This window comes from Thalassospira sp. A40-3 (assembly GCF_015871485.1).
GTDB classification, from domain to species: domain Bacteria; phylum Pseudomonadota; class Alphaproteobacteria; order Rhodospirillales; family Thalassospiraceae; genus Thalassospira; species Thalassospira tepidiphila.
On sequence record NZ_CP065428.1, the window covers coordinates 811,495 to 832,873 of the forward strand.

Annotated in this window: 19 protein-coding genes and 1 pseudogene; 8 read left to right on the top strand and 12 right to left on the bottom strand. The window is 56.7% G+C overall.

All coding sequences use genetic code 11. The features are described 5' to 3' along the window. Window positions 1–7: 7 nt before the first annotated feature. Both IT893_RS20135 and IT893_RS03645 read left to right on the top strand, forming a co-directional pair. Window positions 8–820: pseudogene (locus IT893_RS20135) on the top strand (protein-glutamate O-methyltransferase CheR); the annotation flags it as partial. Between the two features lie 609 nt (window positions 821–1,429). Further along, on the top strand, window positions 1,430–2,077 hold the full coding sequence (locus IT893_RS03645; protein WP_197146854.1) for an isoprenylcysteine carboxylmethyltransferase family protein: 648 nt from the start codon (window positions 1,430–1,432) through the stop codon (window positions 2,075–2,077). Between the two features lie 100 nt (window positions 2,078–2,177). Here the strand turns inward: IT893_RS03645 and ctrA are convergent, their stop codons facing one another. Continuing rightward, window positions 2,178–2,873 (bottom strand): response regulator transcription factor CtrA, encoded by a 696-nt coding sequence (gene ctrA, locus IT893_RS03650; RefSeq protein WP_008891622.1) that lies wholly within the window; start codon window positions 2,871–2,873, stop codon window positions 2,178–2,180. 405 nt (window positions 2,874–3,278) lie between these two features. Here ctrA and fliI point away from each other — a divergent pair, with 405 nt between their 5' ends. Beyond that, window positions 3,279–4,865 (top strand): flagellar protein export ATPase FliI, encoded by a 1,587-nt coding sequence (fliI, locus tag IT893_RS03655; protein ID WP_197146855.1) that lies wholly within the window; start codon window positions 3,279–3,281, stop codon window positions 4,863–4,865. Window positions 4,866–4,891: 26 nt separating this feature from the next. Continuing rightward, window positions 4,892–5,320 carry a hypothetical protein gene (locus tag IT893_RS03660; RefSeq protein ID WP_197146856.1) on the top strand — a complete coding sequence of 143 codons (429 nt, stop codon included), beginning with the start codon at window positions 4,892–4,894 and terminating at the stop codon, window positions 5,318–5,320. A gap of 12 nt (window positions 5,321–5,332) precedes the next feature. On the opposite strand, the gene IT893_RS03665 is transcribed toward IT893_RS03660, so the two are convergent. Then, complete coding sequence (locus IT893_RS03665) at window positions 5,333–5,812, bottom strand: YbaK/EbsC family protein (RefSeq protein ID WP_120225445.1); 480 nt, start codon at window positions 5,810–5,812, stop codon at window positions 5,333–5,335. After that, complete coding sequence (locus tag IT893_RS03670; RefSeq protein ID WP_197146857.1) at window positions 5,812–6,546, bottom strand: TerC family protein; 735 nt, start codon at window positions 6,544–6,546, stop codon at window positions 5,812–5,814. The genes IT893_RS03665 and IT893_RS03670 overlap by 1 nt, the downstream gene beginning before the upstream one ends. A 207-nt stretch (window positions 6,547–6,753) precedes the next feature. On the opposite strand from IT893_RS03670, the gene IT893_RS03675 reads away from it, so the two are divergent. The 4 genes from IT893_RS03675 to IT893_RS03690 all read left to right on the top strand — a co-directional run bounded on the left by IT893_RS03675 (window position 6,754) and on the right by IT893_RS03690 (window position 11,035). Then, window positions 6,754–7,983 (top strand): ABC transporter substrate-binding protein, encoded by a 1,230-nt coding sequence (locus IT893_RS03675; protein WP_252724070.1) that lies wholly within the window; start codon window positions 6,754–6,756, stop codon window positions 7,981–7,983. A gap of 6 nt (window positions 7,984–7,989) precedes the next feature. Beyond that, window positions 7,990–9,675 carry an ABC transporter permease gene (locus IT893_RS03680; protein ID WP_197146859.1) on the top strand — a complete coding sequence of 562 codons (1,686 nt, stop codon included), beginning with the start codon at window positions 7,990–7,992 and terminating at the stop codon, window positions 9,673–9,675. A gap of 12 nt (window positions 9,676–9,687) precedes the next feature. Continuing rightward, complete coding sequence (locus IT893_RS03685) at window positions 9,688–10,338, top strand: ATP-binding cassette domain-containing protein (protein ID WP_197146860.1); 651 nt, start codon at window positions 9,688–9,690, stop codon at window positions 10,336–10,338. A gap of 142 nt (window positions 10,339–10,480) precedes the next feature. Beyond that, entirely contained in the window at window positions 10,481–11,035 is a 555-nt protein-coding gene (locus IT893_RS03690; RefSeq protein WP_197146861.1) for a 2OG-Fe(II) oxygenase, read from the top strand. A gap of 4 nt (window positions 11,036–11,039) precedes the next feature. Here the strand turns inward: IT893_RS03690 and IT893_RS03695 are convergent, their stop codons facing one another. The 9 genes from IT893_RS03695 to IT893_RS03735 all read right to left on the bottom strand — a co-directional run bounded on the left by IT893_RS03695 (window position 11,040) and on the right by IT893_RS03735 (window position 21,338). Further along, window positions 11,040–11,441, bottom strand: a complete 402-nt coding sequence (locus IT893_RS03695) for a hypothetical protein (RefSeq protein ID WP_064788884.1) — start codon at window positions 11,439–11,441, stop codon at window positions 11,040–11,042. A gap of 86 nt (window positions 11,442–11,527) precedes the next feature. After that, window positions 11,528–13,171, bottom strand: a complete 1,644-nt coding sequence (locus IT893_RS03700) for a hypothetical protein (protein WP_197146862.1) — start codon at window positions 13,169–13,171, stop codon at window positions 11,528–11,530. 6 nt (window positions 13,172–13,177) lie between these two features. Next, window positions 13,178–13,966 carry a MinD/ParA family protein gene (locus IT893_RS03705; RefSeq protein WP_197146863.1) on the bottom strand — a complete coding sequence of 263 codons (789 nt, stop codon included), beginning with the start codon at window positions 13,964–13,966 and terminating at the stop codon, window positions 13,178–13,180. Continuing rightward, window positions 13,963–14,943, bottom strand: coding sequence for a GTP-binding protein (locus IT893_RS03710; RefSeq protein WP_008891634.1), 981 nt, complete (start codon window positions 14,941–14,943; stop codon window positions 13,963–13,965). The genes IT893_RS03705 and IT893_RS03710 overlap by 4 nt, the downstream gene beginning before the upstream one ends. 57 nt (window positions 14,944–15,000) lie before the next feature. Then, a complete protein-coding gene (gene flhA, locus IT893_RS03715; RefSeq protein WP_008891635.1) occupies window positions 15,001–17,163 on the bottom strand; it encodes a flagellar biosynthesis protein FlhA in 2,163 nt (720 codons plus the stop codon). An 89-nt stretch (window positions 17,164–17,252) separates the two neighbouring features. Then, entirely contained in the window at window positions 17,253–18,824 is a 1,572-nt protein-coding gene (locus IT893_RS03720; protein ID WP_197146864.1) for a sigma-54 dependent transcriptional regulator, read from the bottom strand. 86 nt (window positions 18,825–18,910) lie between these two features. Next, complete coding sequence (locus tag IT893_RS03725; protein WP_008891637.1) at window positions 18,911–19,705, bottom strand: motility protein A; 795 nt, start codon at window positions 19,703–19,705, stop codon at window positions 18,911–18,913. A gap of 21 nt (window positions 19,706–19,726) precedes the next feature. Continuing rightward, window positions 19,727–20,089 (bottom strand): flagellar motor switch protein FliN, encoded by a 363-nt coding sequence (gene fliN, locus IT893_RS03730; protein WP_008891638.1) that lies wholly within the window; start codon window positions 20,087–20,089, stop codon window positions 19,727–19,729. Continuing rightward, window positions 20,082–21,338 carry a FliH/SctL family protein gene (locus IT893_RS03735; protein ID WP_197146865.1) on the bottom strand — a complete coding sequence of 419 codons (1,257 nt, stop codon included), beginning with the start codon at window positions 21,336–21,338 and terminating at the stop codon, window positions 20,082–20,084. The genes fliN and IT893_RS03735 overlap by 8 nt, the downstream gene beginning before the upstream one ends. Between the last annotated feature and the right edge of the window lie 41 nt (window positions 21,339–21,379).

Consider the following 21,379-nt stretch of genomic DNA (forward strand, 5'->3'; position numbering starts at 1 on the left):
CACAATGATGAAGCCGGATGACTTCGAGTTTGTAAGCAGATTGATCAAGTCAAAGTCCGGGCTCGTTCTGAGCCAGGACAAGACTTATCTGCTCGAAAGCCGGTTGATGCCGATTGCACGCAAACGGGGTCTCAAGGACCTGACTGAGCTGATCGGTACGCTGCGCGGTGGCGACCGCAATCTGGTCGAAGAAGTCGTTGATGCGATGACGACCAATGAAAGTTTCTTCTTCCGCGATACCAAACCGTTTGACCAGTTCCGCCATGTTGTCCTGCCGCACATGATCAAGACACGTGCGTCGAAGAAACATCTGCGCATCTGGTGTGCGGCGGCCTCTTCCGGGCAGGAACCCTATTCGCTGGCGATGATCCTTGATGAATTCAAATCTCAGCTGGCTGGCTGGCGGATTGATATCGTCGGGACCGATATCTCGCGCGAGATCCTGACCAAGGCGCGCGCGGGCCTGTATTCCCAATTCGAAGTCCAAAGGGGCCTTCCGATTGGTCTTCTGGTCAAGTACTTCCAAAAGAAGGAAGACCAGTGGCAAATCTCGGCCGATATCCGGTCCAAGGTGCAGTACAAGGAATTCAACCTTCTGGAAGATTTCCGTCCGCTTGGGCAGTTTGACGTCGTCTATTGCCGTAACGTGCTGATCTATTTCGATCAACCGACCAAAAGTGACGTCCTTTCGCGTGTTTCCGCCTTGATGCCAGATGACGGTTTCCTGTTCCTTGGCGGGGCAGAGACGGTTCTGGGCATTTCCGACAAGTTCAAACCGCTTGCGCGTCAACGTGGCATTTATCAGCTTAACCGTCCGGGGGCGCCGGAAGTTGATCTGACGGCGCTTGAAAAGGCGCAGGCGGGGGCTGCCAGTGCGGCCGGTGCTGCTGCGCCCGGGGGCTTGGCCTTCCAGAAGCCCAAACATATGCAAACCGGTGCCGCGGGCACGGCCGGTACAACTGCCCGCCCGGCAGTCGGGACAACCGGAACAACCGGAACAGCAGGGACAGCAACAACCCGCCCCGCAGGTTCAGGTTTTGGCACAACGTCGACCCAGCGGCCACTTGGCACCACCCCGTCAACCACCCGCCCGGGAACAACCGGAACCGGCAGCACGGGATCGGGCACAACTGGCAGCGCGTTCAGCAGACCGTCAGGTTCGACTGGTACAGGTTCAACCACACGTCCGGGAACAACGGATACCACTGGTTCGACCTATCGCCGCCCGCTTGGCACCGGAACCGGTGCTGGTGCCGGTGGTACGACACAGCGGCCGGGGACAGGCAGCAGCAATACAAGCGGTTCCAGCGGAACCACGCGCCCGTCCACGACCTTTGATCGGTCCCGCTTTGGCAAACCGGACGACAAGAAGTAGCTGACAGTTGGTTTCTTGCCGACTGTTCTGTTGAACTGAAAGTCGGGAAGGCCAATGACCTCAAATCCATCAAACACGATCGCCACACCGCGTCAGGACCTTCGCCGTGTCCAGCGCCGCCGCAAGCTTGCCATTGCAGGTATCGCGCTGTTGGTGCTGTGTGCGCTTCCGCTCATGCAGTCGCTGGCGCAGGTGGAGATGTTTACCCATGAAACGGTCGAGACCGGCGGGATTGTCCTGATCCTGATTGCCATTTTCGGGCGGGCCTGGTGCACGCTCTATATCGGCGGGCGCAAGGCCCGCGATCTGACCGATACCGGCCCCTATTCCATCAGTCGCAATCCGCTTTATATGTTCAGCTTCATCGGCGCAGTCGGCATTGGCGCGCAAACCGGAAGCCTGTTGATTGCCCTGTTGTTCGGGGTGGGGGCGTTTGGTGTGTTCTTGCCGGTGATCCTGCGCGAAGAAAGGGCGCTTGCGACACTTTTTGGCGCATCCTTTAATGACTACAAAACGCGTGTACCGCGCTTTGGTCCCCGGTTTGGTGCCTGGCGCGATGCCGATATCCTTGAAGTGCGCCCGCATCTTTTGTGGCGAACATTGCGCGACGGGCTGGTCTTTTTGATGGTGATCCCGATTTTCGAACTGATTGATCGGTTGCAGATCAGCGGCCTTGTTGATCCGCTTATCTATTTGCCGTGATCGGAAACGAAAAACGCCCCGGATATGAACCGGGGCGTTTTTCGTATAGCGGCAACTGTTGGGGCGGTATCAGGCATGCCTGATACCAAGTTCCCGAAAATCAGGCCGCAGCGCTGTTGGTGTCGGGATCGCGCAGGACATAGCCCCGGCCCCAAACCGTATGGATGTAATTGTCGCCCTTGGTCGCAGACTGGATTTTCTTGCGCAGTTTGCAGACAAAGACGTCAATGATCTTGAGTTCCGGCTCGTCCATACCGCCATAAAGGTGGTTGAGGAACATTTCCTTGGTCAGTGTCGTGCCCTTGCGCAGCGACAGCAGTTCCAGAATGCCATATTCCTTGCCGGTCAGATGCAGCGGTTTGCCATCGACATCGACGGTGCGTGCATCCAGGTTGACGTTGAGCTTACCGGTCGAAATCATCGACTGGGCATGGCCGCGTGAACGGCGAACAATTGCCTGCACACGTGCCAGAAGTTCGGTTTTCTCGAAAGGCTTGGTCAGATAATCATCTGCGCCAAAGCCAAGGCCTTTGACCTTGTCTTCGGTTTCGGTCAGACCCGACAGGATCAGGACCGGTGTTTCGACGCGTGCGTCGCGCAAACGTCTCAGGACCTCGTAGCCGTCAATATCTGGCAGCATAAGGTCCAGAAGAATAATGTCATAATCGTAAAGCTTGCCGATCTCGAGACCATCTTCCCCAAGGTCGGTAGTGTCAATCACCATGCCCTCAGACTTAAGCATCAATTCGATGCTGTCAGCATAGGTGTTGTCATCCTCAACAAGCAGCACCCGCATGTCTCTGCTCCGTTACCGTGTTCCGCAATAAGTCCGTGTTGATCCGGTAGATCGACAAGCGCCCCAACGATTGCCGGCCTTTGGGAAATTTTCCCCATTCGGTTAACGATACGTTGCTTTGCGACTCGTGGCAAGCAGGCGAGTCGCAACTTGTTAACTTTTTTTCGTTCAAACAAGCGACTCGGGGACGGAACGCAAGTTTTCCCAACGGTTTGCGGTGTTAATTCCAAAAGCCTTATGCAACGAAAAAAAATCGATTTAATCGTCTACACGGCTTTTTAATACCGACTATGACTATATATTTGGTACGACGCGGTACGATTTGCCACCCCTGTTACCGTTCGGCAGGGCAAATTTCCGTGTTACAAGAGTTGTTTGTACCATTTTCGCTGAAAAGAACCGCCTGTGTTTCAGATTGGCCGCAATATCGTCGCAGAACTCCGCCGTATTCCCGACTATCGCGTGGTTGGCCGGGTGACTGCCGTTTTGGGCCTTCTGGTCGAGATTGGCGGTGTCGAAGGTGCGTTGTCGGTTGGCGACCGGTGCAAGGTCAAACGCCGCGATGGCAAAACCGTGATTTGCGAGGTTGTCGGTTTTCGCAATGAACGCGCCCTTTTGATGCCGTTTGGTATTCTGGACGGAATCGGGATCGGCTGCGAAGTCGAACTTGGCGATACCCAACCGCAAGTCTATCCCGATGAAAGCTGGCTGGGCCGTGTGGTCAATGCCTTTGGCGAGCCGGTTGATGGCAAAGGTCCGCTGTCTGAGGGTAACCGCCCTTATCCGATCCGCAACATGCCACCATCGGCCCATTCGCGCCAGCGCGTGGCGGGCAAGATCGATCTTGGCGTTCGGGCGATGAACACGTTTCTGACCTGTTGCCGCGGGCAACGTATGGGCATCTTTGCCGGGTCGGGTGTTGGTAAATCAAGTTTGCTGTCGATGATGACGCGCCATACGACATCGGATGTGTCGGTGGTGGGGCTGATTGGCGAACGTGGCCGCGAAGCACGCGAATTTATCGAAGATGATCTGGGCGAAGAAGGCTTGCGTCGTTCGGTTGTCGTCGTGGCGACATCAGATGAACCACCGCTGATGCGCCGCCAGGCGGCCTACATGACCATGGCGCTGTCGGAATATTTCCGCGATGTCGGTCGCGATGTCTTGTGCATGATGGATTCCGTGACCCGCTTTGCCATGGCGCAACGTGAAATCAGCCTGTCGGTGGGTGAACCGCCGGCATCAAAGGGCTATACACCGACCGTGTTTGCCGAATTGCCGCGTCTTTTGGAACGTGCCGGTCCCGGTGGACCGGGGCAGGGATCGATCACCGGGCTGTTTACGGTTCTGGTTGACGGCGATGACCACAACGAACCGATTTCGGATGCGGTGCGCGGTATTCTGGATGGGCACGTGGTGCTTGATCGTGCGATTGCCGAGCAAGGCCGTTATCCGGCGATTAATATCCTGCGCAGTGTGTCGCGTACCATGCCAGGCTGCAATAACGAGGAAGAAAACCAGATCGTTGCCCGTGCACGCCAGCTTCTGGCGACTTACGATGATATGGCGGAACTGATCCGTCTGGGGGCCTATCGCAAGGGAACTGATCCCAAGGTCGACGAAGCCATTCATTACTTCCCGCTAATCGAGGAATTCCTTAAACAGCGCAAGACGGAATGCACGCGCCTCAATGAGGGATATCTGGAATTGGCCCGGCGTCTCGACATGCTGGCCGAGCAACCCGAACAGCCTGCCCATGCCCAAGGACAACCGGGTGGGCAGGCGCGGCAAGCGGGAAGTGCCAAGCCGCAACAGCCCGCAGGAGGGCCGGAAATGCCAGCCCCCCGCCCTGCACCACCGCCGTCAATCGGGCCCAAGATCAATCGCGGGCCCAAGGTTAACAGCCGGTCACAACGTGACGGGCAGGACCTGAACGCGGCCAAGCGTGCGCTGAGCGAAGGCGGGAATGACGCATCAGGGAATGGATCGTAATGATCGCGGACCCTAGGGGGTAACCCATGGCCAAGGATTTCAAAACACTGGTGCGCATGCGCAAATGGGCGCTTGATGAAAAGCAGCGCCAATTGGGCGAAATGCTTGGTGTTCTGGGTAATCTTGAAGCGGAAAAAGAAGCCCTCGAACAGGCGGTACTGGCCGAACAAAAGATCGCGGCCGAAAATCCGGAACTTGCCGGGTTTGCCTATGGCGGGTTTGCCACCGCAGTGATCGCAGAGCGTGAGGCAATCGAAAAAATGATTGCCGAACAGGAAGAAAAGATCGACGTCTTCCGCGATGAAGTTGCTGACGCCTTCAAAGAATTTAAAACTGCCGAAATTGCCGAACGTAATCGGCTTGAGGCCGAACGCGCCGAAGAAGACAAGAAAGAACAAGACGAACTTGACGAAATCGGCATGCGTTCGGCGACACGCGATGACGGGCTTATGTGATTTCCGGGATAGTTAGACGGCGATATTAACGCCGGTTTCGATGCCGGTTACGCGCTTGAGGTCGCTTGTTTTAAGCTCAAACACTGTTTTCGGTGTCCCGGCGGCAAGCCAGATGGATTTCTTTGCCAGAAGCTTTTTATCGATCAGCGTTTCCACGGGTTTGGCGTGACCAAACGGTGGAACGCCGCCAATGGCGTAGCCTGTATGTTCGCGGACTTCGGCGGCATCGGCCTTGCGGACGGATAAACGCAGCAGGGCGGCGACCTTGTCGAGATCGACCTGATCGGCACCATTCATGATGATCAGGACCGGTCGGGATGCCTCGGTCATAAAGACCAGTGATTTTCCAATGTCGCTGATATCGCAGCCAATGGCGTTTGCAGCGTCGGCAGCGGTGCGTGTGCCTTCGGGAAACTCAAATACGTCGACGTTTTCAAGTTCGCGTTCCATGAAGGCGTTTGCTAGACATAGCGGCGGATCAACTTTTTTCATCAGCCATTCTCTTGCGCACGACGTTTGAGTTTACGTTTGTGGTTCAGAAGATTGAGCGTCTCGACCGACAGGCTAAAGGCCATTGCAAAATAGATGTAGCCTTTCGGCACGTGTATTTCGACCCCGTCAAGAAGCAACACAAACCCTACCAGAATAAGGAATGATAGCGCTAACATTTTGACAGAGGGATTTTGTTCGACAAAGTCGCCAATGGTCTTGGCCGCCATCAGCATCACCAGTACCGATGCGATGACCGCGATCACCATGATCGAGATATGATCGACCAGACCAACCGCAGTGATGACGCTATCAAGCGAGAAAATCATATCAAGCAGCATGATCTGCACGATGGTCATGGCAAAGCTCGACATGATTTTGCCCGGGCCGTGTTCTTCTGGCTCGTCAATTGTGTGATGAATTTCCTTGGACGCCTTGGCAATCAGGAACAGACCACCAAAAATAAGGATCATGTCGCGGCCGCTGATTTCCTGACCGAAGGCTGTGAAAAGCGGCGAGGTCAGTTGCATGACCCAGGCGATACCGGCCAAAAGCCCAAGCCGCATGCCCATCGCCGCAAGAAGACCTATGCGGCGTGCCGATGCCTGTTGGTTTTGCGGAAGTTTCGAGACAATCACCGACAGGAAAACGATGTTGTCGATGCCCAGCACAATTTCGAGCGCGGTCAGGGTGGCAAGGCCCATCCACATGTTGGGATCACTCATCCATTCAAACATCGAAAACTTCCTAAACAGGGGCGCAAAAAGCGAACAACTTGTTGCAGACAAAGTGTGTTTGATAGGCCCCTAACGCAAGCGTGAATTGATTTTATGTGCCGTCTGTTGAAAAACTGACAGGAACAAAACCAATCAACCAGTCACGCCCGGCATGCGGGAAGGGCTTTGGGTCATCAGGTAAAAGGATTGTCCGAGATGCGATCAAAAATGCGCACTTTCGTTTCTGCTTTGGCGCTGGCAATGGGGCTTGCGACGACGACGTTGTCGACGCCTGTCTTTGCAGACCCGGCGCCGGATGTCGGGAACTGGCAATCGGTTCTGGATCAGGCCCGTGGCCAGACCGTTTACTGGCATGCCTGGGGCGGGGAGCCGCGCATTAATGATTACATCGCCTGGGCCGGTGAACAGGTGCGCGAACGCTATGGCGTTGAGGTGGTCCAAGTCAAACTGACCGACACCGCCGATGCCGTTACCCGTGTTCTGTCGGAAAAGACCGCCGGTGTTGATGATGGCGGTGCCGTCGACATGATCTGGATTAACGGCGAAAACTTTGCGGCGATGAAGCGCAATGACCTTCTGTTCGGGCCATGGGCGGAACAAACGCCAAACTTTGCCTATGTCGATGTCGAAGGCAAACCGACGGTGATCAATGACTTCACCGTGCCGACCGACGGGCTTGAAGCCCCTTGGGGCATGGCGCAGGTCAGTTTTTATTACGATACTGCCAAGCTTGATACCGTCCCGAAATCCGCCCAGCAATTGCTGGAATGGTTGGTGAAACATCCGGGGCGGTTTACCTATCCGCAGCCGCCGAACTATATGGGCTCGACCTTCCTTAAACAGATACTGACCGAACTGGTCAAAGACCCAAAAGTTTTGCAACAGCCCGCCGATGAAACCGATGCCGAGGCAACCCTGGCACCGCTTTGGGGCTATCTTGAAGACTTACAACCGCTTTTGTGGCGCGATGGTCAGGCCTATCCGCAGAACGGGGCATCGATGCGCACCCTTCTGGCCGATAACGAGGTCGATATCGCCTTTTCATTCAGTTCTGGCGAAGTGTCATCTGCGATCGAGGCGTTCGAGCTTCCCGATACCGTGCGCTCCTACGTGTTTGACAATGGCACCCTTGGCAATACCAACTTCGTCGCCATCCCCTATAACGCATCGGCCAAGGCCGGCGCAGTTGTACTGGCCGATTTCCTGATGTCACCCGAAGCGCAATTGCGTAAACAGGACCCGAAATATTGGGGCGCGGATACGGTTCTGGCGATGGATAAACTTCCCCAAGACATGCAGGAGGCCTTTGCCAATCTTGATCTTGGCATCGCATCGCTTGCGCCCTCTGAGCGCGGCACCGTCTTGCCCGAACCTCATCCAAGCTGGATGTCGCTTGTCGAAACGGAATGGCAGAAGCGTTACGGCGTTGTGCAATAATCGCGCATGCTGCGATTTATCCCGATCCTGACGATTGTTCTGATGATTGGCCCGGTTTCTGCCGGGCTGATCGGAACAATCTTGCCTGCGTTCGGGATATTGCCAGCCCTTGGCGGCACGACGCCCAGCCTTGATCCCTGGCAGGCTTTGGTGGCGCAGCCGGGCTTGGGGGCCTCGATCCGGCTTTCATTGGTCAATGGATTAACTGCAACCTTTGTCTCGGTTGCGATTGTCATGCTGTTTTGTGCCGCGTGGCAGGGCACGCGCACCTTTCACGCCCTGCAACGGATCCTCTCGCCGATCCTGTCGGTACCGCATGCGACAGCGGCGTTTGGTTTGGCATTCTTGATTGCGCCATCGGGCTGGTTTGTTCGGGTGGTGGCGCAATTCACCGGGTGGGATCGGCCCCCGGATGTTGCGATCATCCATGATCCTTGGGGTATCGCCCTGATTGCCGGGCTGGTTGCCAAGGAAATCCCGTTTCTGTTTCTGATGACGCTTTCAGCCTTGCCACAGGCCGATACAGATCGCACAGCACAGGTCACGGCAAGTCTTGGCTATGGCAGGATTGCCGGGTGGTTCAAGGCGACCTTGCCGCGCATCTATCCACAGATCCGTTTGCCGGTTCTGGCGGTTCTGGCCTATTCGACGTCGGTTGTTGATGTTGCGATCATTCTGGCCCCGACAACACCGGCCCCGCTTGCGGTGCGCATTCTGGGATGGTTGTCCGATCCCGATCTTGCCTTACGGTTCATGGCATCAAGTGCAGCCGTGCTGCAATTGCTGATCGTGATCGCAGCCATGGCAATCTGGATTGCGGGCGAGCGGCTTGTCGCCGTGATTGGTGCGCGTTGGGCCATTGATGGCCAACGGTTCAAGCAAGATGGTGCTGTGCGTGGGGTATTGGCAGTGATGGCGCTGGTTGCGGCCGGGACGGTGGTTCTTGGGCTTGTGGTCTTGCTGGTCTGGAGTGTTGCCGGGTTCTGGGCGTTTCCCGGTCTGTTGCCGCGTGGTTTTTCGCTGCGTCTTTGGGCGCGGGAACTTGATGCGATTGGTAATAGCCTGACAACCACCCTTCTGATCGGTATTCCGGCGGTTGTGATTGCCGTAACACTGGTTCTGGCCTGTCTTGAGAACGAGGTACGCACCGGCAAGGTTGCCGGACGACGGGCGATGTTTTTGATTTATTTGCCGCTTCTGGTGCCGCAAATCAGCTTCATGTTTGGTTTGCAGGTGTTCTTTAGCCTGCTTGGGCTGGAACGTACCTTGGTCTCGGTTGTTCTTGGGCATCTGGTATTTGTCGCACCCTATGTGTTCTTATCGCTGTCTGAACCGTTTCGTTCCCTTGATCCGCGTTATGGGCAGACCGCACTTTGTCTTGGCGCGTCGCCCACGCGGGTGTTTTGGCAGGTGCGCTTGCCGCTGTTGACCCGTGCGTTTTTAACCGCCGCCGCGGTCGGGCTTGCCGTCACGGTCGGGCAGTATTTGCCGACACTTCTGATCGGGGCAGGGCGCTTTGCCACCGTCACGACCGAGGCGGTTGCATTGGCCTCGGGCGGGGATCGTCGGATGATCGGGATTTATGGCCTGTTTCAGATGGTTTTACCGTTTGCCGGGTTTGCCCTGGCCTTGCTGATCCCGGCGGTTTTATTCTGTCACCGTCGCGGCATGGGTGCCCAGAACAAAGGATGACAAGGATGACACATGCCTGAAGCAGCCAAAAACGGTCTGGAATTGCATGACGTACGGGTGCGCCTTGACGGGCGTGAACTGGTTGCGGTCGATCTGACCATTGCGCCGGGCGAGATCGTGACCCTGATGGGGCCCAGCGGATCGGGGAAATCCAGTTTGCTTGGGCATATCTGCGGCACCTTGCCCGATGCGTTCGAGGTGACCGGTCAGGTGGTTCTTGATGGCAGGGTGCTTGATGGTTTGGCACCACAAGACCGCCTTGTCGGCATTCTGTTTCAGGATGACTTGCTGTTTCCTCATCTTTCGGTGGGCGGCAATCTGGCCTTTGCGTTGCCCGCGCATATCAAGGGTAGTGCGGCCCGGCGTGCGCGGGTTGAGGCAGCCCTTGGCAGTGCCGAGATGGACGGGTTTTATGATCGTGATCCGGCAACATTGTCGGGCGGGCAGCGCGCGCGGGTGGCCCTGATGCGGGTTCTGTTGTCAGAACCTTGTGCCTTGTTGCTTGATGAGCCATTTTCAAAACTCGATAGCGGCCTTCGGTCCCAGATCCGGTCGTTTGTGTTTGACCTGTGTCGCAAGAACAGCCTGCCGACCCTGATGGTAACCCATGACCCTGAAGACGGTGCGGCGGCCGGTGGGCGGGTGATTGAACTGCGTGGCTAGATACGCGGACATGGATCGATGACAGGGTTTGAATTTTCTGGTATCGCGCGATGATTGGTCTTAAGAGCATCTTGTCGCAAAGAATGATCTTGGGCCCCAGACGTTAAATCAAAAGGCCCGTGCGGCCTGGAGAGTGTCGTAAATGTTCCCTGAAGAAATGTTTGCAATTGCCCCGGATGCGCTTGATCCGGCGACCTGTGACCGCCTGATCAATGGCTTTGCCCACGAGATGGATGAAGGTGGCCTCGTACAGGGGCAGGCCGCGACCCATATTCGCCGATCCAAAATCACCTGGTTTAACGAAGAACAGGAACCGGTTGTCTGTCGACGGATTGTTGATCTGGTTGCCGAGGTCAATCGCAACGTCTTTGACTTTTCCCTGACCGAGTTTGCCGAGGATGCCCAGATTGCATGCTATGCCGGGGATTTGCGCGGGCATTATGACTGGCACAGTGATGTTGGTGCATCGGACGTTGCACGCCGTCGCAAACTGACGATGGTGATCCAGCTTTCCGAGCCTGATCAGTATGAAGGCGGACAATTGCAGCTTAACCCGGCCGGGCACTTTATCGATGCACCGATGGCGCGGGGATCTGCGATCTTCTTTCCGAGCTTTGTTTTGCACCGCGTGGCACCGACCACGGCGGGTCTTCGTTATTCCCTGACCCAGTGGGTGCACGGGAACCCGTTCCGCTGATTGCTCAGTAACGTTCAAGCCGATCCAGAAGGCGCGGGTTGCCCCATTTCGGCTGCCGGTCTTCAAGCGCGGTTTCGTGGTGGAAGACCTGATCGTTATCGGCTGTCTGTTTGTCCAGACGCAGGCTGATCCAGCGTGGGACGAGTTCGTTATTGAAATCATCCATCAACAAAACGGCGGCGGCTTCGAAATTCTCGAACTCGATACTGGCGATCTCTGCGTAATATTCTGCCAGATTGCTGGTTTTAAGGATCAGGCGGTCGGGCACATAACGCAGCGTCAGGCGGGCTGGAAAGACATCCTTGGCGCCGGTCAGATTGCTTTGCAGGGTAACGACATAATCAATCCTTGTGCCCGGGTTCGGCTCTGTCTGGATCAGATTACGGCGCTGATAAATCTCAAGCATGGCTTCCAACCGTTGTCATAAGGGATGAATTCAAGGATACGTCCGCGCCCAAGGCAGGAAAAGCATTCATTTCAGAATGATGATGCTTATGCCTCGATCCCGTGGTGGGAATGCGGGTCTTTGCCATCGGGCACCGGACCAATTTCGACAAACCGCGACCCATCCTGAAACAGGATATGGCCGGTGTAACCGGCAATTTGAAGGGCCTCGCGGAAGATGCCGCGAATGTCATCGCGGTTATGGGATTGCAACGGGTTTTCGGTGCGGACAATCAGATCAAACTTGCTGTCCTCGCCCTTGACCAGACCGTCGAGCTGGGTGTGGCCGACAACACTGAAAGACAGATCCAGTAGGAAACGCGTGCCCTGATCATCGGGTTTGTCGGGATCATTTTCACGATCACCATGCCGCCAGCCCAATTGAAGCTGTTCGATCTTGTCGCCCATATTGAAGGGCATCGCCATCACGCGCCAGCCATCCGGACGTTCTTCGGTTGCCATCGCACGCAACTGGGCAAAATCACCTTCAAGCCGTTTAAGCCCGCCACCGTCTGTATCGGATAGTGTGGCCAGGCTGGTCGCGGCACGATCGCCCAGCCAGCCACGCAAACTGCCGCCTTGGCCTGTCATGGCAGCAAAGAAGAACATCATGGTGGTGGTCAGTTTGGGGCCAGCCTGGGGAATGTTGTTCAGCATGCTGAGTGCTGCGCCGGGATCATGTTGCTGCAGGGCACTAACCGCCCTGTGCAGACTGTCCCAGTCATGGGTGAGGGCGGCGGCCTGACCGCGCGCGATCAATTGTGCCTCGGTCATCGGGACGGATGTCGATACCTTGGCACCGCCCGATGGATCAACGTTAAATGACAGGGTTGCGCCCGTTGGCGCGGGAACCGGCAATTTGATGCCAACAATACCGGCGGATGTACGAAGGGCTGTGAAACCCTGCGGCAGCAGGCGGGCCTCGGCACTATCAGGGGGCAAGACTGTCCCGGTCAGCATCAAGGTGCCAGCGGGGGCCTGCCCGGCGGCTGTTTGTGCGGCAATTGTTGGTCCCATTCCGGCAGCCACGCCGCCTGTGCCTGCGCCACCAGCCATACCCGCCGAACCAGCAGAACCGGCCTGGGCCGCAGACGCCATGGCATTGGCGGCTTGCTGTGCGGTTACCGTGCCCTGACCCAGAAAGATGACTTGTGTCTGGCCTCCGGCGGGCAATTGGGTGCCATTGGGCATGGTCAGGATGGATGTCGTCACTGCGCCAAATGTCTGGCCGGGTGTCAGGCTGCTGCCAGCGATATTTCCGTTGGCAAGGGCACCGGTTACCCCGGATCCCCCCGGCGACAGGGTTTGCGGCAGAAGTTGCAGGCGCATGCCATCGGCCGGGTTGCCGCCCGTTGCGGATTGGCCGGTGGCGGGGTTGGTTGTCGGAATGCGGGCCCACAGAAGATCGCCGAGATTACTGGGAAGCGGGGTGGGGATCCTGACCGTGACCGAACCAAGGGCAGTGGCAAGGGTCAGTTGATTGCCCGATTGCGATTGGACCGAGGCCTGCAACAACGTTTCGACCGGGAGCTTGGCCAGTGCGGCAGCGACCTGTTGCGGGGTGGCGGTTGTGACGGTTGCATTGATTTGTGCCGGAACCGAACCCTGATTGGCCTGTCCGGCAGTACCACCCGCCGAAGCATGTCCACCGACGGCAGGGCCGGGCGATATTGCTTGTGGCGGGAGCGTCATGACAACCTACTCCTCAAGAAGGGTTTGGGCGATTGCCTCTATATCCTGGGCGGCATCGCAGTTCGGATGACGGGTCAGAAGCGGCGTCTGGTTGCGAATGCATTCCGATACCTTGGAATCCGCACGAATAACGCCAAGCAACGGCGGCGAAATCTTCAAGAAACCCTCGCACGCCTTGAGAAGCTTGTTGTAGATCGCCTGACCTTCTTTCTTGTCCTTGGCCATATTGACCACCACCCGGATATCGGTTTTCGGGCGGGCCATATGGGTGATCTTGATAAAGGCATAGGCGTCAGTCAAAGAAGTCGGATCGCCGTTGGTAATCACAATCACCGTATTGGCAAGGCCGGTCATCTGACGCACGCCTTGATCAACACCGGCACCAAGATCGATCAATACCTTATCATATTCCTTGCCGGTCTGGAGCAAATCGTCCGACAGCGCCTGAAGCCGGGTGGCCGGAAGGTTGGCAAGGCTGCCCGATCCGCTGCGCCCGGCAATCATATCAAAATCGCCATCCGGGAAGTGAGTGACTGCATCTTTCAGGCTGATCCGCCCGGCAATCACGCCGCCCAGATCATATTTCGGCATCAGGCCAAGCTGAATGTCGATGTTGGCCAAGCCAAGGTCACCGTCAAACAAAAGGGTCTTGTGGCCTTCGAGAACCATCGCATGGGTGAGCGTAATGGAAAACCAGGTCTTGCCAACGCCGCCTTTGCCAGATGCAACTGCAAGGACATTGCGGCCTTTGGCCCGCGGGGCAGATTTGGGTGATGCATCAGACTTGGTAGTCATTTCACGACCTCGGAGAAGCTCGGTTTCGCGGTATCAGCGCGATGGGACGGTATCAGAAGTTTTGCCAAGGCAAGGGGACTAAGGGCGGTGAGGCCGTCCGCAACCTGGGCTGTCATACTGACATTACAAAGGGAAAGATTTCCTGAATCGGCTCCATATAGCGCACCGCCAAGTCGGGCGGCAACATCAAGTCGCGAGATCACGACACGTGTTGCGCCACCATCTGCGAAGGCATTGGCAATGTCAGCCGCCTCATAGGCATCAATCCCCGCAGGGTTCACCAGCACCGGTTCACTCGGCACCGCTTTCATGAATTCACGAAGCGTGCCAATTTCGGTTTCAAGATAGGGGTTGCAGCTTGCCGTATCGATCAGGATGACATCGGCTTCGCGGATTTCGCCAAAGCGCGCCTTGAGATCGTCCGGTGATTTCGCCGCAAGCAGATCAATCTTGAGAATTCGCGTAAAGGCCTCAAGCTGGGCCATCCCGCCGGCACGTTTGTAATCGGTTGAAAGAACAGCAACTTTGCGTTTCTTCATCACCGCACGTGCCGCGGTTTTGGCAACCGCCAGCGTTTTGCCCGATCCGGGCGGGCCAACGAAGGCCAACGCGCGCGGCGTGTTCTTTTCCGGCAGGGGCGAGAAATCAAAGATTTCATCAAGCGCACCGGCCAGCAATTGTTGCTCGGATGCAGCAGCCGTTTCGCGCCCCATCAGATCACACAGGCGAATGCGCAGCCGTTCCGGCAAATTATGCCGCGTCAAGGCGGCCTCGACCGCATCCAGCTGTTCCTGAAGGGCGGGGGCCGGGCCGTCGTCATCGCCATAGTCGGGATCACGATCAAGGGCGGCGGTCAGGCGCACGCCACTGCCGGGGATATCCTGGGTGGAGACGATGATGGCATCGGTGCCCATGTGCTCTTTAACGAGCGCCATCGCCTCGGTCATGGTAGGGGCAGTGAAGGTCTTAAGACGCATTCAGTTCCCCCCGGTTTGTCATTTCCGCAAGCAGGGCGGTTTGATTGAGCATCGCCATCACACCTGCCCCAGCGTTTTCAGCTGTGCCTTGGGGTGGATTTCGTTTTGCGACATCACCACGGTGCTCGGGCGGAATCGCTCAACGATGGATCGCACATATGGCCGGATGCCCGGGCTGGTCAGAAGAACCGGGCTTTCGCCCATCATGCCAAGGCGCTCGAACGTGGTTCTGACCTTGTTGATGAATTCCTGAAGCTGGCTTGGCGGAATGGAAAGCTGCTTTTCCTCGCCCTGACCAACAAGGCTCTCGGCAAAGATCTGTTCCCACTGCGGCGACATGGTCACCAGCGGAATGACGCCGTCCTGATTGGTATTCACATCCGACAACTGACGCGCCAGGCGTGAACGCACATGTTCGGTCATGAAGGTCGGGTTGCGGGTAAAGGCGGTGGATTCTGCAATGCCTTCAAGGATTGTCGGCAGATCGCGGATGGAAACGCGTTCGGTCAAAAGGTTCTGCAATACGCGCTGAACACCGCCAACTGAAACCTGACCGGGAACGATATCCTCGACCAGTTTTTTCTGATCTTCGTCAAGTTCATCAAGCAGCTTTTGCGTTTCGGCATAAGACAGCAGTTCGGGCATGTGATCCTTGATCACTTCGGTGATGTGCGTCGTGATCACGGTTTGCGGATCAACCACCGTATAGCCACGGAACATGGCCTCTTCCTTCATGCCCTGTTCGATCCACATCGCAGGCAGGTTGAAGGTCGGCTCCATGGTCTTTTCGCCCGACAGGGTAATTTCCTCGCCGCGCGGATCCATCACCAGCAACATGTTCGGGCGCAGATCACCACGGCCTGCCTCGATCTCCTTGACGCGGAGCACATAGGTGTTGGCGGGCAGTTGCATGTTGTCCTGAATGCGCACCGACGGCATGACAAAGCCCATGTCACCGGCAAGCTGGCGACGCAGCGCCTTGATCTGATCGGTCAGTTTCTGGCCGCGTTCGGTACTGATCAGCGATAACAAACCATAGCCAAGTTCAAGACGCACATAGTCCATGCGCAACGCATTGGCGATGGGTTCTTCTGGCGGCGGGCCGGCGGCATCTGCCGCGGCCTGGGTTTCTTTCATCTGTTCTTCGGCAACGGCTGCGTTCTGGCGTTTGCTCATGTAGTAGGCGAGATACCCCAACCCGATCGCCAATCCGAGGAACCAGATCATCGGAATGCCCGGCAGAAGGGACATGCCCCCCATCAGGGCGGCAGCAACGCCGAGGGCCGCCGGGTAGTTACTGACCTGCCCGAAAACGGCCTTTTCGGTTGCGCCATCAAGGCCACCTTTGGTGACCAGAAGGCCCGCAGCGGTCGAAACGATCAGGGCCGGGATCTGCGACACCAGACCATCACCAACGGTCAGGATCGTGTAGGTTTCGGTTGCCTCGGCAAGCGAAAGGCCCATCTGGGCGGTGCCGATGATGATACCGCCAATCACGTTGATAAACGTAATCAGAATACCTGCAACCGCATCGCCACGGACAAATTTTGATGCACCATCCATCGACCCGAAGAAGGAACTTTCATCTTCGAGTTCCTTACGGCGGGCCTTTGCCTGTTCTTCATTGATCAGGCCCGATGACAGGTCGGCGTCAATCGCCATCTGTTTGCCGGGCATTGCATCAAGGGTAAAGCGTGCGGCGACCTCGGCAATACGGCCGGAACCCTTGGTGATAACGACAAAGTTGATAATGACAAGGATGGCAAAGACGATAATCCCGATGACGAAATTGCCCGAAATCAGGAAGCTGCCAAAGGCCTCGATCACTGCACCGGCGGCGTGCGTACCTTCGTGCCCATAACCAAGGATCAGTCGGGTTGTCGCAATATTCAGCGCAAGTCTGAGCGACGTCGCCACCAGCAGGATCGTCGGGAAAGAGTTGAATTCAAGAGGTTTCTGGATGAACAGCGATGTCATCAGGATCAGCACAGAGAAGCTGATCGAAAGGGCCAGCATGAAATCAAGCAGCCATGGCGGCATCGGGAACATCATGACCACAAGGATCATGATAAAGCCGAGCGCCATGGCGATATCGCCACGCTTCATGGCCGAAGCGACACGCGACTGAATGGCGCCGAGATTTAACCCGCCCGGCGCACCGCCGCCGGGGCCGTCAGAGCCGCCGGAACCAGTCGGTGTGATGTCTTGACCTTCGGCCATTGTCTTTGCTTGTTACCCTGTTGCTTGCTCGATGTTCGTTGCGCCTTTACATGCCTTGAAGATGGGGACAGCGCGCCGAAATTTCATGTTCAGTCGTGACCGTCACCAGGAGCCGGTACAGCAAGTCCTTCGTCAGTATACTGGCGCAGTTTGTTGCGCAGGGTCCGAATGGAAATGCCAAGAATGTTGGCCGCATGGGTGCGGTTGCCAAAGCAATGCTTGAGCGTATCAATGATCAGATCACGTTCGACATCAGCAACAGTACGCCCGACCAGTGCCGAGGTCACAGAACCGTTTCCAGCAGTACTGTCATCGGACGCGCCGTCATCGCCGCTGTCTGCGTCATCATCCCGAGCAGGGGCCTCATTCGCCGGTGCGGATGGGGTAGATGGTGCAGGGGCTGGTGCGCTGGGTTGATAGGCCGATGATGCTGCGCCATAGGCGGCATTGGCACTGGCATAGGCCGAACTGGCGCGTGCCGTCGTAGACGGGGCCGGTGCAGACGCAGATGGTGCGGGGGCCTGCGATACGGGGGCTGCGGCTGCCGGGGCAGGTGCGTTGCTCTCGCCAGACAGCATGATGGCTTCTGGCCCGATTTCATCGGGACCGGCGATCAGAACCGCGCGATGCATGGTGTTTTCAAGTTCGCGGACATTGCCCCGCCAATGGTGAGACAGCAGGCGCTGTATCGCAAGCGGGCTGATCGGGCGGACCGGAACGTCATTGGCATCAGAGTATTTTTTGACAAAGAACTCGGCAAGAACCGGGATATCATCGGGACGTTCGCGCAGTGACGGGATGTCGAGATTGACCACGTTCAGGCGGAAATACAAATCCTCGCGGAAGTTGCCAGCATTGACTTCGGCCTCAAGATTGCGGTTCGAGGTCGCAAGAATTCGGACATCGACCTTGACCGGGCTTTTGCCACCAAGCCGGTCAATTTCCTTTTCCTGAATCGCACGCAGAAGTTTGGCCTGAAGGCGCACATCCATTTCGCTGATTTCATCAAGCAAAAGGGTGCCGCCATTGGCTTCTTCGAACTTGCCGATACGTCGTGCCTGGGCACCGGTAAAGGCGCCCTTTTCATGGCCAAACAGTTCGGATTCAAGAAGGTTATCGGGGATGGCCGCACAGTTGACCGCAACGAACGGCTTGTCCGAACGGTTGGACTTGCGGTGCACATAGCGCGAAATGATTTCCTTACCGGTGCCGCTTTCGCCGGTGATCAGGATGGATGCCGAACTGTTGGCCACCTGACTTGCCAGTCGGAGCGTCTCGGCCATGCGCGCATCGCGATGGATCAGCGCGTGGCTTTCTTCGGTGACGGCTTCGAAAATTGCGGCAATGAGATCGGCTTCTGGGGGCAGGGGGATGAATTCCTGGGCACCTGCCTTAATCGCATTGACCGCACCATTAACGTCATTGCCGATGCCACACGCGACCACCGGGGTTGTGATGCGCTCGGCAACCATGCCTTCAATCAGGGCGGCGACATCAAGGGTGATATCCGCCATAACCAGATCAATCCGGTTGCCCGCCCGCAGGATGTTAAGCGCAGTCGTGACACTTTCGGCCAACTGGACCGAAGCGCCGCGCGCCATTGCGATCTTGCTGGCTGCGCCTATCTGTCCGCCCAGTCCACCAACGATCAGTACCTGCATCGTATCATCTCTTTCCGATCAGTTTCGGGGACCCGGCGCATCAAAAAAGCATTGATGCGCCAGAACCACCATATTCACATTCACGATCAATCGAAGTAGCTGACGCGTTTTGACGGCGGCAGGATCGAGTTGATCAGCATTTCCAGACGACGGGGGTTTTCCTGTCGACCGATGGAAACAGCACCAACCATGTAGACCGAATTCAAAAGTTCCTCGTCGCTGGAATTGCGTTCAAGCTTCCCGGCAAGCGGCATGAACACCATGTTGGCCAGAACCGCACCATAGAAGGTCGTCAAAAGCGCAACAGCCATCGACGGACCAATCGATGACGGATCATCAAGGTTACCCAACATCTGCACCAGACCGATCAGCGTCCCGATCAGGCCCATTGCCGGTGCAACGTCACCGGCCTTTTTCATGATGTTGGCGCCTTTCTGGTGGCGGCCGATGGTGGCGTTCATGTCCTTGCGCATGATGGCTTCGACTTCCTCGGGCGGGGTGCCGTCAACGACAAGCGACAAGCCTTTCCAAAGGTATTCTTCGCTTTGCAGGCTATCAAGGTGCCCCTGAAGGGACAGCACACCGCCTTTGCGGGCGATTTCGGCAAGCTGAAGAATTTGAAGTGCCGCATCCGCCGGATTGCGCGATTTGTGGAAGATCGTGCGCATCAGCACTTTGCCAGAGCCGAGAAACTCGCCCAGCGCAAAGCTGACAGCCGTAATGGCTGCTGTACCGCCGATAACAATCAGGACAGAGGGGATATCGATAAACGCACCCGGCGATCCACCAAAGATGATTGCAGCAATCACCAACGCAAAGCCAATGGCCAGTCCCCCGACTGTCGCAATGTCAAACGACGTTTTAGTCCCCCCTTCGGCCATAGTCGGATATCCTCTCTTACGTTAGCTTTTCTCGGATTTGATGATTTCCGTCATGGTCACACCAAGCCGGTCTTCCACGACCACCACCTCGCCGCGTGCGACGAGACGGTTGTTCACATAGATATCAATAGCTTCACCAACTTTACGGTCAAGCTCTACCACGGCACCACGACCAAGTTTCAGCAATTGGCTGACTTGCATGGTTGCTTTGCCAAGAACTGCCGAAACCTGAACGGGAATATCGTACACGGCTTCGAGATCCTTGGAAGTCTTCATCTGCTCGCTGCCGGCTTCGGCCGCAGCAAGAAGTTCGGTCCCTTCGCCCTCGAGTTCGATGTTATCGTCGTCGAGCTCCGAGAGTTCCAGATCGTCATCATCAGCCATTTTCGTCTCCTGCGTCTTTGGTCGGTTGCTTCACAGCAGCCGTTTCATCGGCTGTGGTCGTCGGGTCTTCCTGTGCAGCCGTCTGTTCGGTTTCTGGGCCGGAATTACCAGGCTGTGCAGGGCCTTGCGCTGTCGCCGTTGTCTCGTCTTTTTGTGGTTCAGGCTTGTTTTCCGCCTGATCTGTAATGTTTGGTTCCGGTGTCGGCTGTGGCGGCGGTGTCGTGTCCGTTTCAGGTCCGTGCATCGCGCCATCGGTGGTTGCCGATTCAGCCTTCGTATCTTCTTGCAATGTTTGCATATTCCGCGCCGCGGTGCCATCGCCTTCTTGCGTATCAGAGCCGGACTCAGCGGGTTCTTCGGCGGATGGCATCTCGGGTGTGACCTGATTTACGGTTTCGACCTGATCCGGTGCTGGTCCGGTCGATTGAACAGGTGCAGAAGGCTGTGCCGGGACCTTCACCTCGGGGGCGAGGCGGCTTTCCTGAATTGCGGGATCGCCCATATCGCTTTCGGGCAGATCATGGTCGTTGGCATGCAGGGTCAGTGCATTGTCGATGATGGCGTTGATTTCCGACCATATCCGCGCACTGTCGCGAACAGCCGTGCCATCGCCCCAGGATACCTGACAATCACCCATTGCGACGTCGGGTTCGCCAACCACAACAACCTTGCCGGAAAAGCCACGGGAGTCTGCGATGCGCTGGGCTGCTGCACCGACTTCTGTTTCAAGGTCGGGATTGACCTTGATCATGACTTTCGGCGCTTCAAACAGGTTGGCAAGACATTGCCGGACGATGTCTTCGATTTCGGTCATCTGGTACTGTTTGGACCAGGCCGGGGCCAGCTTGCGAATGACACCAAGGGCAACATTAATAGCGTCTTCGTTGATTTTGGCGTTGGCGCGCTTCTGCTGCTCGTCAATCTGGGCGAGCTTTTCGGCAATTTCGGATTCCACATCGCCAACCGCCTTTTCAAGCGACGCCATGATTTGCTGATGGGCTTCGTCAAAGCCTTGTTTGTGACCTTCGGCAAAACCCTGTTCGTGGCCGCGCTTTTCAGCATCGGCGACCATCTGTGCGCCCTGTTCCTCTGTATATACAGGCGGCGGGGCCGGCGGGGCTTCTTCTTCTTTCTTTTTCTTCTTTTTCGTGCCCAGTTCGTAATGCTCATCCTCTTTGCCTGCCGAACGGATTACGTTGTCGGCATCGTCGAAGCTGAGTGAGAATGTGAACTTTTCAATGGCCGTCATATCGAACTGCTAAAACGCCTTGAGCAACAAAAGGAAGGCAG